The sequence below is a fragment of the Thermostichus sp. OS-CIW-20 genome, from assembly GCF_054061455.1.
Map to the genome: position 1 here is coordinate 14927 of NZ_JBSSEF010000038.1, position 12645 is coordinate 27571.

The 12645-nt window shown below is 60.8% G+C and carries 13 protein-coding genes; 7 read left to right on the top strand and 6 right to left on the bottom strand.

Annotated features, from left to right (window positions below):
- Position 1: 1 nt before the first annotated feature.
- Positions 2 to 1741, bottom strand: coding sequence for a SpoIID/LytB domain-containing protein (locus ACVWXC_RS11690; protein ID WP_011430086.1), 1740 nt, complete (start codon positions 1739 to 1741; stop codon positions 2 to 4).
- A 66-nt stretch (positions 1742 to 1807) separates the two neighbouring features.
- Between ACVWXC_RS11690 and ACVWXC_RS11695 the strand changes: the two genes are divergently transcribed.
- The gene (locus ACVWXC_RS11695) at positions 1808 to 2239 is read left to right on the top strand and encodes a DUF1818 family protein (protein ID WP_457392896.1); all 432 of its coding nucleotides are present in this window, start codon (positions 1808 to 1810) and stop codon (positions 2237 to 2239) included.
- Between the two features lie 58 nt (positions 2240 to 2297).
- On the opposite strand, the gene ACVWXC_RS11700 is transcribed toward ACVWXC_RS11695, so the two are convergent.
- Both ACVWXC_RS11700 and ACVWXC_RS11705 read right to left on the bottom strand, forming a co-directional pair.
- A complete protein-coding gene (locus ACVWXC_RS11700) occupies positions 2298 to 2708 on the bottom strand; it encodes a hypothetical protein (protein WP_099812188.1) in 411 nt (136 codons plus the stop codon).
- 53 nt (positions 2709 to 2761) lie between these two features.
- Positions 2762 to 3757, bottom strand: coding sequence for an AAA family ATPase (locus tag ACVWXC_RS11705; RefSeq protein WP_011430088.1), 996 nt, complete (start codon positions 3755 to 3757; stop codon positions 2762 to 2764).
- 129 nt (positions 3758 to 3886) lie between these two features.
- Between ACVWXC_RS11705 and ACVWXC_RS11710 the strand changes: the two genes are divergently transcribed.
- The 3 genes from ACVWXC_RS11710 to ACVWXC_RS11720 all read left to right on the top strand — a co-directional run bounded on the left by ACVWXC_RS11710 (position 3887) and on the right by ACVWXC_RS11720 (position 7116).
- Positions 3887 to 4327: an RrF2 family transcriptional regulator gene (locus tag ACVWXC_RS11710; RefSeq protein ID WP_011430089.1), complete on the top strand. Its 441-nt coding sequence runs from the start codon at positions 3887 to 3889 to the stop codon at positions 4325 to 4327.
- 153 nt (positions 4328 to 4480) lie between these two features.
- Positions 4481 to 5395: a S1 RNA-binding domain-containing protein gene (locus tag ACVWXC_RS11715; protein WP_011430091.1), complete on the top strand. Its 915-nt coding sequence runs from the start codon at positions 4481 to 4483 to the stop codon at positions 5393 to 5395.
- 500 nt (positions 5396 to 5895) lie between these two features.
- On the top strand, positions 5896 to 7116 hold the full coding sequence (locus ACVWXC_RS11720; RefSeq protein WP_099812187.1) for an S-layer homology domain-containing protein: 1221 nt from the start codon (positions 5896 to 5898) through the stop codon (positions 7114 to 7116).
- A gap of 157 nt (positions 7117 to 7273) precedes the next feature.
- On the opposite strand, the gene ACVWXC_RS11725 is transcribed toward ACVWXC_RS11720, so the two are convergent.
- The 3 genes from ACVWXC_RS11725 to ACVWXC_RS11735 form a co-directional block, all read right to left on the bottom strand.
- Positions 7274 to 7915 carry an exopolysaccharide biosynthesis protein gene (locus ACVWXC_RS11725; protein WP_011430093.1) on the bottom strand — a complete coding sequence of 214 codons (642 nt, stop codon included), beginning with the start codon at positions 7913 to 7915 and terminating at the stop codon, positions 7274 to 7276.
- Positions 7916 to 8478: 563 nt separating this feature from the next.
- On the bottom strand, positions 8479 to 9225 hold the full coding sequence (locus tag ACVWXC_RS11730; protein ID WP_041438253.1) for a GvpL/GvpF family gas vesicle protein: 747 nt from the start codon (positions 9223 to 9225) through the stop codon (positions 8479 to 8481).
- Positions 9203 to 10324, bottom strand: coding sequence for a sugar phosphate nucleotidyltransferase (locus ACVWXC_RS11735; protein WP_011430095.1), 1122 nt, complete (start codon positions 10322 to 10324; stop codon positions 9203 to 9205). The genes ACVWXC_RS11730 and ACVWXC_RS11735 overlap by 23 nt, the downstream gene beginning before the upstream one ends.
- A gap of 262 nt (positions 10325 to 10586) precedes the next feature.
- Between ACVWXC_RS11735 and hisG the strand changes: the two genes are divergently transcribed.
- The 3 genes from hisG (at position 10587) to ACVWXC_RS11750 (ending at position 12558) form a co-directional block, all read left to right on the top strand.
- The gene (gene hisG / locus ACVWXC_RS11740; RefSeq protein ID WP_011430096.1) at positions 10587 to 11336 is read left to right on the top strand and encodes an ATP phosphoribosyltransferase; all 750 of its coding nucleotides are present in this window, start codon (positions 10587 to 10589) and stop codon (positions 11334 to 11336) included.
- A gap of 199 nt (positions 11337 to 11535) precedes the next feature.
- Positions 11536 to 12330 carry a photosystem II manganese-stabilizing polypeptide gene (locus ACVWXC_RS11745; protein WP_011430097.1) on the top strand — a complete coding sequence of 265 codons (795 nt, stop codon included), beginning with the start codon at positions 11536 to 11538 and terminating at the stop codon, positions 12328 to 12330.
- Between the two features lie 105 nt (positions 12331 to 12435).
- Positions 12436 to 12558, top strand: a complete 123-nt coding sequence (locus tag ACVWXC_RS11750) for a hypothetical protein (RefSeq protein ID WP_276307420.1) — start codon at positions 12436 to 12438, stop codon at positions 12556 to 12558.
- Positions 12559 to 12645 lie beyond the last annotated feature (87 nt).

Genomic DNA, 12645 nt, shown 5'->3' on the forward strand with positions numbered 1-12645 from the left:
CCTATCTCTGGTAGCCGGACCAGGACTGCGCCTGGCTACTGTCAAAGGCCAGGGAAACCTCAGGCAACTGCAGGGAGAGGGATCCCAGCTCGGCCAGGGTGGTGCCGGGGTAGTAAAAGGCGAGGATTTGCGCCGCGTTCAACCCCCGCCGCGCCAGGGTGTAGGCGCCGTACTGGCTCAGCCCCACCCCGTGGCCAAAGCCGCCGCCGATAAAGCGGTAGCCTGTCAGCCGCCCGCTCTGTTTCAGGGGTTCCACGCGAAACAGAGTGCTGTACAGGCGGGGAAAAGCCAGGCGCACCTGATCCTTGCGCAAAAGAATCGAGTGGAGCCCTTGGGGCGTCTGCAAGTCCACGTGCAGCGCCTGCACCCGACCACTGACCGAGCGCTCCAGGACGTGCAGCCCCTGGATGGTCATCCACTCGGGGAGAGGGATCCCGAGGTACTCTTGAGCGGCCCGCAGTTGGGCGTTTAGCTCCTCCAGCGACTGAGAAAACTCCCAGCGGAAGAGGCGCGATACCCCTGCTTCGTTGAAACCCTCCCGCCGGGCCAGAAAGGCCTTGAAGTCGCTCTCCTGCCGCAAATCGAAGGGCTGATCGGGCTGGTGGGCGATATCCACCTGCGGGCGCAGGTAGGGGCGCGGCTCTCCGTCCCAAACCTCTTCAAAGCCTGCCGAGATGCCGCCGTTGGTGGAAGAATAAACGGCATCCACCAGCTCGCCCTTGTAGGTGAGCACCAGGCCGCTGGTCTGGCGAATCGCTTCGTCGGCTCGCGGATGGGTGCCGCTCAGCCCCTTGTAAACCTGGCAGTGGGTATTGGCACAGAGGTGGTAGTCGTCGATCTGAAAGCGGTGCAGGTTCTTGAGGGCGTAGGTGCGCGCCAAAATTGCCTGGGCGGCCATGGCGGCAAAGGGGGCCCCTGGCCCCACCTCATGGGGCACCACCCCCCGTAAATAGGTTTCCAGGGGCACGGCGTTGACCACCGTATAGCTGCCGTAGGCATTGGGCTGAATGGTAATGGATCCGGCATAGTAGCGGTCGTTCACCCGCAGATAGCCGGCATCGGAGGTTACCCTCAGGCGGGTGCGATGGTAGCGAAAATGCTCATGTACCCAGCTCAGCTCCGCCCGTTCGCGCCGCTCCTGCACCTCCAGCCGCACCTGAGGGATCCCTTCTTTCTGGGCATACTGCTGAATCTGGATCAGTTGTTGGGGAGTGTAGGCGCGGCTGGCCCACACCTGCCATTCCTGCGGTTGGGCGATCTCGGTGCGGATGCCCAGAGATTCCCAGGAGTTGGCGCTGGCCTCGGCGCTCTCGAAGCTTTTGTGGCTGCTGAGGATGAGGCGGTACACCGTTTCCGGGCTGGCCAGGGCGCGGTTGACGATCCCAACCGTAACTTGTGGGAGCCGCTGCCTCTGGGTGCTGCCGTCTGCCTGGGCAAATTCCAGGGTGAGGAAAGACCCCAGCGGCGCTGCCAGCTCCACCTGATCTTGCTCAGAACGGCCAAAGCGTTGCACAATGCCCACGTGCAGGATCGGGTTTTCGGGGGTGGCCGCTGCAGACAATTGCGCTGGCAAGACAGGATCTTCGGCCTCTTTGCGAACCCCGGTCGCGTCAGCGGCACGGAGCACCAAGGCTGTCAGCAACAGGCCCAAGCCGGAAATGAGGCTGCTCTGTTTGCGCCAGCGGAGCGGAGTCCTTAAAAACCGGCGAGGTTGGGCAGTAGGAGACTGACAACTGGCCATGGCCGCTTTATCCTGACAACACACCCTGTCGATTGTACCCGCATCTTTTCTGGCCTAGCCGCAGCGATGGATGCTCCTCTCCCCTCTACCTCCCTGCTTTTTACCGGAAACGACGGTGGATTCTCGAACCTGCCTCCTCCTGCTCTACGCAAGGGATCCGGCTGGCGGTTGGGCTGGGATCCTGGGCGCTCCCCTTTTGTGGCCCTGGTGGGAGGAGAGACTTGGGCGTTGGAGCTAACCCTAGAAGAATGGCAAGCATTTGTGCAGGGGGTGTATCGTCTGCAGCAGGGTATGGAAGCTGTCGCCTCCCAACTGATGGCCGAGGAGAGCATTACGCTGGAGCAGACCTTTCCTGCCCTCACGTTGGTTGCCAGTGGCAGCGCCACTGCTTGGGGCCTCTATCTCCAGTTGCACCAGGGCCGGCGGGGTGAGGGTTTCTGGCCAGCAGAAGTTGTCCCGGAGCTGTGTCGTGCCCTCGACCAATTCCAGGAGTGCTGACCCGCCGCCGCTTGCAGGTTTTGGGGAGGAACCCAAGGCAACTCAGGTCAAACTCCAATCAATTGCTGAAGAAAAGATACTTGATAAACCCTGAGGCCACCCCAACGACTAGGGCCACGATCGCGCCGCGGCTGATGAACTCCTGTTGGTCAAGCCGCTTGCTGTAGCCATCCATTTTGCCGCTTAGCTCCGCGATTTTCACTTCCAGGCTGCTACGGCTGAGGTCGATCTTGGCTTCCAGCTCGTTGCGAGTGAGGTCGATCTTGGCTTCCAGCTCGTTGCGAGCGCCTTGGATCTTGCTCTCTAGGTCGTTGCGAGTGAGGTCGATCTTGGCTTCCAGGTCGGTTTTGACCAGCCGGATCTCGCTTTTGATCTCCGTCACCTGGATTTCCAACTTGCGGTCGATTCCCTCCAGCTTTTTGTCCAAAGCCAGGATGAGGTCTTTAATTTCTTGATTGGGATCCGACATCCGCAGTTCTGCCCAAGACCGCTGGCTCCTATTATCGCCTAAGGGATCCCTCCTCAAACTGGCGGCTCAACCGTTGCCACGATGTCGCGGATGACGGCCTCTGCCTCCTGCCGTCGGTTGCTCGTCATGTCCCCAGATCCGGCCAAAGAAATGCGATGGGCCAGCACCGGCACAAACAAAGCTTGCAGATCTTCCGGTAGGCAAAAGCTCCGCCCTCTCACCAACGCCTGCGCCCGTGCTGCCCTTGCCAAGGCCAACGCCCCGCGGGTGGACACGCCGGCCCGCAACAGCCTGGAGGCACGCGTCGCCTGCACCACCTGCAGCAGATAGTCGGCCAGGGATCCATCCAGGTACACCTGATCCACCGCCGCCTGGATCTCCCGCAGCTCCGCCAGGGAAAGCACCGGCTGGAGAGCCTCCACCGGCTCTGCCTGCTGTCGCTGCAGCAGCAAAGCCCGCTCCACCTCAGGGCTGGGGTAGCCGATGGACAGCCGCACCAGAAACCGATCCAACTGGCTTTCCGGGAGGGGATAGGTGCCGTGATACTCCAAGGGGTTTTGGGTGGCCAACACCATAAAGGGACTGGGCAGCGGGTAGGTGCGGTTGTCCAGCGAAACCTGCTTTTCCGCCATTGCCTCTAGCAGGGCACTCTGGGTGCGGGGAGAGGTGCGATTGATCTCGTCGGCCAGGATGACATGGGCAAAAATGGGGCCTGGGCGAAATTCAAACTCCCCTTTCTCTTTGTTGAAAAGGGTGAGGCCAAGAATGTCAGTCGGCAAGAGGTCGCTGGTAAATTGAATTCGCTGAAACTTGGCCCCCAAGCTGCGGGCAATGGCCCGCGCCAACGTGGTTTTGCCTACTCCCGGCACGTCCTCCAGGAGGACATGGCCTTCCGCCACCAGGGCCGTCACCACGGCCTGCACCACCCGTGGCTTGCCTTGAAACACCGACTCGACGTTGGCGATCAGCTTGCCGATCTGCTGCCGCAAAGTTTGCAATCGCTCCGCCGGGATCCGCGCTGAACCGGACAGGGTGCCAACACTTGCCATAAACCACTCCCAAAGGGGCCTATTCCACCATACAGGCCCAACCCACCGGCAACCCAAAGGGGATCCCACAAAACCCCGGTGGAAAACCGGAGTATCATAGACCTGATCCTTGCAGGAAGGATGGGTATTTTGGAACTGTCTTGTAAAAGTGAGTACGCTCTCCTGGCCCTTCTGGAGTTGGCCCAGCACTACCATGACGGCCGGGTATTGCAGATTAAGGAGATCGCAGCCCACCAGTCGATTCCCGACCGCTATCTGGAGCAGTTGCTGGCCACGCTGCGCAGGCAGGGCCTGGTACGCAGCCAGCGGGGCGCCAAAGGAGGTTACTCTCTGGCTCGACCGCCCTGGCAGATCTCCCTATTGGACATCATTCAGGCCATCGAGGGAGAAGATCTCACCCGCCCCCGCGACTTGCCCAGCGGCGATCTCTCGCCGGAGCGCCAGGTGCTCTGGCAGGCTTGGCAAGATGCCCAGGCGGCAGCGGTGGGCATTCTCCAAAAAACGACCTTGCAAGACCTCTGCGACCGGCAGGCGCAACAGCAACAGGCCAGGTTGATGTACTACATCTAGAGGAAGCTGCCGGTGTCGATGCCCTGGGCTTGGCCTCCTCTCAAGAGGGTGAGTACCTCTTCCCGCCGAGGCGGACGAGAGGGGCTGGGATCCCTGTCAAGTTTTGGGTTATCCTGAAACCCATTGCCTCTTGAATTGCTTCCTTTGCATTCCATGACCTTTCGCTCCCCTCGCTCTCAGGCTGCCGATACGTTTTCTTCGGAAGATTTTGCCAAGGCTCTGGAGGCGCAAAGCCTTGACTTTCGACCGGGACAGGTGGTGCGAGGCCGCATCTTCCAGCACCAGAACGATGGGGCGCTGGTGGATATCGGCGGCAAGTCGCCGGCCTTTTTGCCCCTGAAAGAAGCCGGGATCCGCTCAGGAGAGGATTTGAGCGAGCTTTTTCCCCTCAAAAGCGAAGCCGATTTTCTCATCTTGCGAGAGGACTCGGAAGGGCAAATCGTACTCTCGGCGCGGCGGCTGCGGCTGAAGCGACTTTGGGAGGAGCTGGCCGAAAAACAGACCAACGGCCAGACGGTAACTGCCCTGGTGATCGGCACCAACAAGGGCGGGGTTCTGGTGGACGTGCAGGGGCTGCGGGGCTTTATTCCTCGCTCGCATCTCAACCAACGGGAAAATCTAGAAGAGCTGGTGGGCCAATCGCTGACCGCCAGTTTGTTGGAGGTCAACCCCGCTGCCAACAAGCTGGTGCTCTCCCAGCGAGTAGCGCGACAAGCTGAGAGCCTGGGAATCTACACCACCGGTCAGGTGGTGCGGGGCAAGGTCAGCGCCCTCAAGCCCTTCGGCGTTTTCGTGGAGCTGGAGGAGGGGGGCAGCGGGCTGTTGCCCATCAAGCAGGTCAGCCAAAGCTTTGTCGCCTCCTTATCCGACTTGTTCCAGCCCGGTCAGCCGCTCAAGGCCGTGGTCATCGATGTGGATGAGGCCAAAGGGCGGGTAGCGCTCTCTCTGCGGGTGTTGGAAAAATACCCCGGCGAGGTGTTAGAGCAACTGGCCCTCATTACCGAGGAAGCTGAAGAGCGGGCCGGCAAACTGAAGGGGAGAATCACGTCCGAGGGCAAGGTCATTTAACCCATACCGACTGCCAAGGCGCTCCTGGGCGAGCCTTCCGGATCCCTGGGCTGGGCCTCACCCAAGACTTGGCGCCGATCCCCCAATCCCGCCAGCAGCAGGGGACCTTTCGTAGCCACCGGCTGTGGAAACAGCACCCCTTATCCCTGATGCTCAGCTTCCCTCTCCTTCTGGGAGGGGGGCTGGATCCTATGTCCTGCCAGCATCAACTCCCTGGCACTGCGGAGCCCTGGGGGGCTGTTTCAAACTTGTACAGAGTGGCAATGCCGTGAACAGCAACTGAGGCTGGGGTGTTGTCTATACGCGATGCTGGCGCAACAGAGATGAAGAGATTTCCTTACCAATCCTCCGCTATTGCGTTTCTATGCAAATCTTAGGTTGGAAATGCTCAAATTAGGACACAGCAAGGGTTTTAGCTATTGCCGCCACTGAGGAAATAGCCAGAATAAGAGTAGCTATTGACCCAGCAATGGGCGCTACGACAACTTGGTGAATGCACGATGTTTCCCTCTCTGTTGACCCCACGCACAGCCGGCCTACTCCTATCGGGAGCCGCACTGGGCATCCACTGCCAGGTGGCCATGGCCGCTCCTTTTCGCGACACCTTTGGCCACTGGGCGCAAGCCTATATCGAGACCCTCTCCTCTCAAGGGGTGTTGAACGGCTTCCCGGATGGCACCTTCCGTCCCAACGAGCCGGTGACCCGCGCTCAGTTTGCCACCCTTGTCACCACTGCCTTTCGCCTTCGCAACACCTCTGGTACCTTCATCGGCTTTCGGGATGTGCCTCCCAGCCACTGGGCGGCCAATGCTATCTCCACGGCGGCAGCCAACAACTTGGTGGCCGGCTTCCCAGACGGCACCTTCCGACCCGAACAGCCCGTTACTCGCACCGAGGCGCTGGTGATCCTGACTAACGCCCTTGGCAACACGAGTGCCATCCCCGCGGCTCAGCCGAGCGAGCTGTTCAGCCGCTACCGCGACGCGGCAGCCATTCCCAACTGGGCCCTGGCACAACTTGCAGCCGCCAACCGTGCCGGCCTGATTGTCAATTACCCGGATCCTATGCTTTTGGAGCCGAACCGCCCTGCCACCCGTGCCGAGGTGGCCGCTTTTACCCACCAGGCCCTGCTCAATCGGGGATCCCTGGTGGCCCAGAACCCGAGCAGTTGGGTTTCCACCCCCCCGGCGGGCTTTGACCTGCGCCTTTCCACGCTGGCGGCGGGCACCCTGATGCAGACCACCACCCCCTTCAACGAGCGCCTCTTCATCGCCCCCAACGAAACTCGCCCCCTGTCCTTGATCGTCCGCACCCCGATTCGCAACGCCCAGGGGGACATCCTGGTGCCTTTCGGCTCGCGGGTGGATGGCCGCTTTGAGCCGGCACCGGGGGGCACGCGCTTTGTGGCAGAAAGCATCATCGCCAACAACCAACTGTTCCCCTTGGCTGCCCAATCGGATGTGATCCACGATGTTAAGGATCCTCGCTACACCACCACGGGCAAAATCATCCAAGATGCGGCCATCGGCGCGGCAGCGGGCGCCATTCTCGGCTTGGTGACCGGCGACAATGCCATTGCCACAGAAGAAGTGCTGGGGGCTGGGGTGGCCGGAGCGGTGATCGGCAACGTCACGGCGCCACAGGTGGTAGTTTTGGATCCCAACCAGGTGATCGAGCTGCGCCTCACCCAGGATCTGGCGCTGGTCCCTCAATCCCGCTAGCGGCGCGGGGGTGTCCGTTGCAACAAGACACAGGCGATACAACTTCGTCACCGTCTTTCCATCGGTGAAGCTGGGCGTTGCCTCGATCCCCAACTCCGTATCCCCCCGTACACGGGGGGATATAGGGGGGGCCGGGGTTGGGAGTGAGGGCAAAAGGCTATCTTCTCAGCCAATCCAACAGAGTCGTTCCCCCCAGCCACAGGCCCACCAAAATGGAAGTGGTCAGCAGCCCCGCCGCCACACAGATCAGGGATCCCAAGCTGCACAGGATCCCGTCCTCTTCGAGGAGGCCAAAGGCGGTGACGAAGACCCCCATCGCCGGCAGGGTGTTGGTGCCGGGCACGGGAATGATCATGGAAATACCCATCAAGCTGATCAAGGTGCTCAGCCAGACCTGGCCCAGGCGGCTGGTGCAGACTGGTTGCCAACGGGGGCAGGCAACTTTTTCAATGCGCTGCAACCACGGGATCCCGGCCTGCACCCACTTTTGAAATTGCTTCCGTTCAATGGATGTCTGCAGCACCCATGGCGGCAGCCAGGGGGTGGTTCGCCCCGCCAGCATTTGTAGGGCCAGCAGCAGAATAACCACGCCAAAGGGAGTGGAATAGCCAGGAGCTGGCAGAGGCAGAGCAGAAGGGAAGGAGAGCACCGCCAAAAACAAGCCAAAGCTGCGCTCGCCCGCCAGTTTGAGAATCTCTTCAAGGCGGATGGGTGGGGATCCCTCTGGGTAAGGCTCGGGCTGCTCTGGATGGGCGGGAAGGCAGGCAAATCGGGCCAGCTCTTGCGATAGACGAGCCATAGGGGGGGCTGCAAACGGTTTGGGAGCCAACGATAGCCTACTGCAAATCCAAGGTTTGTTGGATATCTTGAACAAAGGGGTGGTCTTGGAGGGGTAAGATGAGCGGCGAAGCGCTGGGCAAAAGGTTGGCTAGCGGTAGCCTTGGAGAAGGTCTGGGGAAGCGTGCTCCGCTCAGCAAGGGAATAGGCAGGTTGGGGGGGACGCTGTTGCTGGGATCCCTGTTGGTGGCAGGGCGCGGTGTGGCCCTGGCCGAAGCGCAGTTGGAGGTGGGTACCTCCACCACCTTGCCCCCGCAGGCGGCGCCGCCGGTGTTGCCTCCCCCGCCGGTGGGAGTTCGACAAATTAGAGAGGATACCGATCCTGAGCAAACCGCCGATATGCCCCTTTCCCTTCTGGCCGAGCAGGTGCTGGAGGCGGTGTGCGAAGCGCAAATCGATCCCCAACGGGCCCTGGCCCTCATGCCCGACCTGAGCGAGTCCCACATCCGCGCTGCCTGTCCCAAGCGGCTGGCCCCCCAGTCCCTCCGTAGACGGGGGGATATAGGGGGGGGGAGTACAGGCCGGTCAAAGCTTGGCGAAATTGTAGGGAGCGGTGAAATTGTTGTAGCGAATGCGCAGCCGTCCCTGAAAGGCTCGATCCAGCTCCTCCACTTTTTGGGCAAAAGCCGGCTCATCTTCCCAGTTGATGAGAAACGAGCTGTTGTAGGCCATGTTTTCCGTAAGCAGCTCTCCCTCGACGCGATCGCTGGCCAGAGAGCCGAGGGCGGCTGTGAAGGTTTGGGCAATGTGTTGGCGCCGTTGCTCCAGCATTTGCTCCAGAGCCTGCCCAATTTCCACTACTGCATCTAGCCCCAAGGGGGTGCCAGCCATCTCGTCCCGCCGGGCTTTCAGGGCCGGGTTTTCCTCTAGCCCCAATTGGAGCTCTTGCTGGGGATCCCAGAAGACTTTTACCCCCACCTCCCGTTTGCCCTCCAGGCGCTGCAGCAGGGCCAGCAGATCGGCCAGGTGCGGTTTGATCAAATCCTGCTCTACCTGATCCCAGCCGCTCACCACCAGGCCAAATTGCAGCGGCAGCAGGGCGCGGTATCCCTCGCTCATCACGGTTTCTAGGACAGCTTCGTGGGCCAGCAGATTGGCCCGGCTGGCCAAGTAGCGCTCCTGGCGAGCCTGGGAATAGAGAAAGGCCAAAGATCCCAGCACGTGAATCCCCACCGGCTGCTTGTCCAGCCCCACCACATTCAGGTGGCGCGGGCCGGGGGCAGCGACGATCCCGTAGAGATAGAGGGTGCTATTGGGATTTGCCGTTGGCATGGCTGCGAGCATCTCCGATCAACCAGGTGAGGTTGGACTCTTCCGTGTCGATGGCATTGCCATCGGAGGAAATACAGTAGCGACCCATCACCATCTGGTGGCGCAGGGTAACTCCTGCAGCGATTTGGGTGTAGTTGAAGATGAGGCTGCCATCCAGCGTACACCCTTCGTTCAACACACAGCCGTAGCCAATGGCTGTGGGGCCGATGAGCTTCACCCCGTCTGCCAGGTAAGTGCTGGCCCCAATGTAGACCGGCGGCTCGATATGGATGCGATCCCAGTTGGCGCGGATGTTGATCCCCGTCCAGACGCCGGGCCGAATCTGGATCCCGGGCACCTTGACCCCCTTGATCTCGCCGCGCAGCACCTTCTGTACCGCCAGCCAGTAGTCAGGGGTACGGCCAATGTCCACCCACTGGAAGTCGGCCTTGAGGCCGTAGAAGGGGGCGCCGGCTTTCACCAAGGCGGGGAAGAGATCGCTGCCGATGTCATAGGGGCAGCCGGGGGGGATGTAGTCCAGGACTTCTGGCTCGAACACGTAGATGCCGGTGTTGATGGTGTTGCTGAGGGCCTCTTCCTGCCTGGGTTTTTCTTGGAAGGCGGTGACCCGGCCCGTCGCATCGGTTACCACCACGCCATAGCTGGAGACTTGGCTGGGATCCACCTCTCGCAACACCACCGTGGCCAATGCCCCCTTAGATTTGTGAAAGTTGACCACCTGGGTCAGGTTGAGGTCGATCAGGGCATCGCCGCAGAGCACCACGAAGGTGCTGTCGAAAAAACCGGAAAAATCCTGGATCTTGCGCATGCCACCGGCGGATCCCAGGGGTTCGGCCACCGGCTGGCCGTTCTCGAAGTGGCCCTCGAAGGAAAAGCCGATGTGTACTCCCCACTGCTGGCCATCGCGAAAGTAGTCTTCGATCTGGTGAGCGAGGTGGCTGGTGTTGATCATGATTTGGTCGAACCCATGTTCCCGCAGCAGCTCCACCAAGAACTCCATGACCGGCTTGTGCAAAATCGGGATCATCGGCTTGGGCATCATGTAGGTGATGGGCCGTACCCGCGTCCCTTTGCCGGCTGCCAGGATCATGGCTTTCATGCCGTCCTCTCTCTTCCGGGTCTATCGTCTCCTGACTTTATCATCCCAGGATCGGCAGTCTGGATAACAGAAGAGGGTTTTCGCTCTGGGCTGGCCCCCCAGTCCCCCCGTGTACGGGGGGATAGAGGGGGGAATCGCCGCCAAGAGGCCGATCCTCTACAATCGAGGGGAAGCAACGCCCGCAACTGCTCTGCCGCTGTCAAGGCTTTACTCTCTATCTAGCCCTGGCAAGAGCAGGGATCCCGGACATCCTTCTATGTCGATGGCTTTCGGCCTCAGCCCCGCCCCGCATCCCGATACCCCAGGTTGCCGTTCCGCCGGCCAGCCGATCACCATTGCCCTGGCCAAGGGAGCCTTGCTGGCCGACGCTATCCGCTGCTTGCAACAGGTGGGGATCGATTTCAGTCGCTTTTTGGATCCCGGCAACCGCCTGCTGCGGATTGAATCGCCCACCCAGCTCAACGGGCAACGCTACGAGGCGCTGCTGGTGCGCAACCACGACGTGCCGGTGTATGTGGAGTACGGCCAGGCCCAACTGGGCATCGTCGGCTACGACGTCTTGCGGGAGCGCTATGCCGGCAGCGAGGTGCGAGTGGCCCACCTGCTGGATCTGAAGTTCGGCCACTGTCGCATGTCGGTGGCTCTTCGCCAAGAAAGTCCCTACACCTCGGCGGCCCAGTTGCCTCCCCATGCCCGCGTGGCTTCCAAGTTTGTCGGCTGCGCCCGCGAGTATTTTGACCGGTTGGATTTGCCGGTGGAAATTATCTCCCTCTACGGCTCAGTGGAACTGGCTCCCATCACCGGCATGGCCGATGCGATTGTGGACTTGGTGGCCACCGGACGTACCCTGAGGGAAAACGGCCTGGTGGAACGGGACTGCCTTTTCGAGAGCACCGCCCGCTTGATCGCCCATCCCACCAGCTACCGCGTCAACCAACAGCCCATCGGCGAGCTGGTGAACCAGATTCGGGAGCGCTGGCTGGGATCCCTGGTGGCGAGTGGCCCGCTTTGAGGGGGCCGCGAGGTCTTTGTAGAAGGGCAGGGGTCGGCAATCCAAGAAGTAGGAAAACGCAGCTACCCGACAGCTCTGCCTGGCCAGGAAACTTCTGCAAGCCCGGCCAAAGAGGGGATCACTATTGCGTACAATAGGGGCATTCGGGCTTATTTTCCCCAGCAGCATTGAGATTAAAACAGGTTTTTCGAGGTTGATTATGCGGTACCGTCCACTACTCGCCATCCTGTTGGCGCTCTGTTTGAGCGTCTTCGCCCTGCCGGCGGAGGCGGCCAAGGCCCCCTTAACCTACGACCAGATCCGCAACACCGGCAAGGCGGCCATATGCCCTTCCGTCTCGGACGATGCCCGCGGCCGCATCGAGGTGCCCAAGGGGGGATCCCTAAAGTTGACAGACGTCTGCTTCCAGCCGGTGCAAATTGAGGTGGAAGAAGAGAAACGGAACGGGGAAAAAGAGTTTATCAAGGCCAAAAACATCATGATCTCGGCAGCCACGCTGGGGCCGATTAAGGCTGAGGTCACCCCCAAAGACGGCGGGTTGGAGCTCAAAGTGGTGGACGGGATCACCTTTCAGCCGACCACCGGTCAGTTGCCCCGCCGCGAGCTGGTGCCATTTTTGTTTAGCGTGAAAGATTTGGTGGCCACAGCTCAGGGCTCCGCCATTGACCCCTCGACCGACTTTGAAGGGGAGTTCTTGGTGCCCGGCTACCACACCAGCACCTTCCTCGACGCGCGCGGGCGCGGCTCTAACACCGGCTACGACACAGCCGTAGGGCTACAGGCGGCCAAGGACGACTTCGCCACCAACCGCAAGGTGGACGAGGTTTCGCGGGGGAAACTGTCGCTGCGCATTGCCCGCGTGGATCCCAGCACGGGAGAGATGGGCGGCTCCTTCGTTAGCATTCAGCAGTCCAGCACCGAGCAAGGGGCACTGGAACCCCGCACCGTCCGTGTCCAGGGCTTGTTCTATGCCCGCCTGGCGCCGGAGTCTTGAAGAGAGCAAATTTTGGGCTTGAGGGGGCAGGGATCCGGTCGATCCCTGCTCACTCCTGTTGATACTCTGTCTGTCTGGGTTTGCCTGTTGGGGAAGAGGGCGGCGATGGCAGGATCCCACAGCGTTTGTTTTGATCGGGCTGCCGACTTTTACGATGCTACCCGCAGCTTTTTCCCCGCTGTAGAGGAAGAGATCGCCGATGCCATCTTGGCGACAGGGGGAGCATGACTCTAGTCAATGATATGCTGGACTATACTGAAAATAATGTACAATATGTTCAGTATGGCTGCTTGGTATGGCTAGGTATGTAAAACC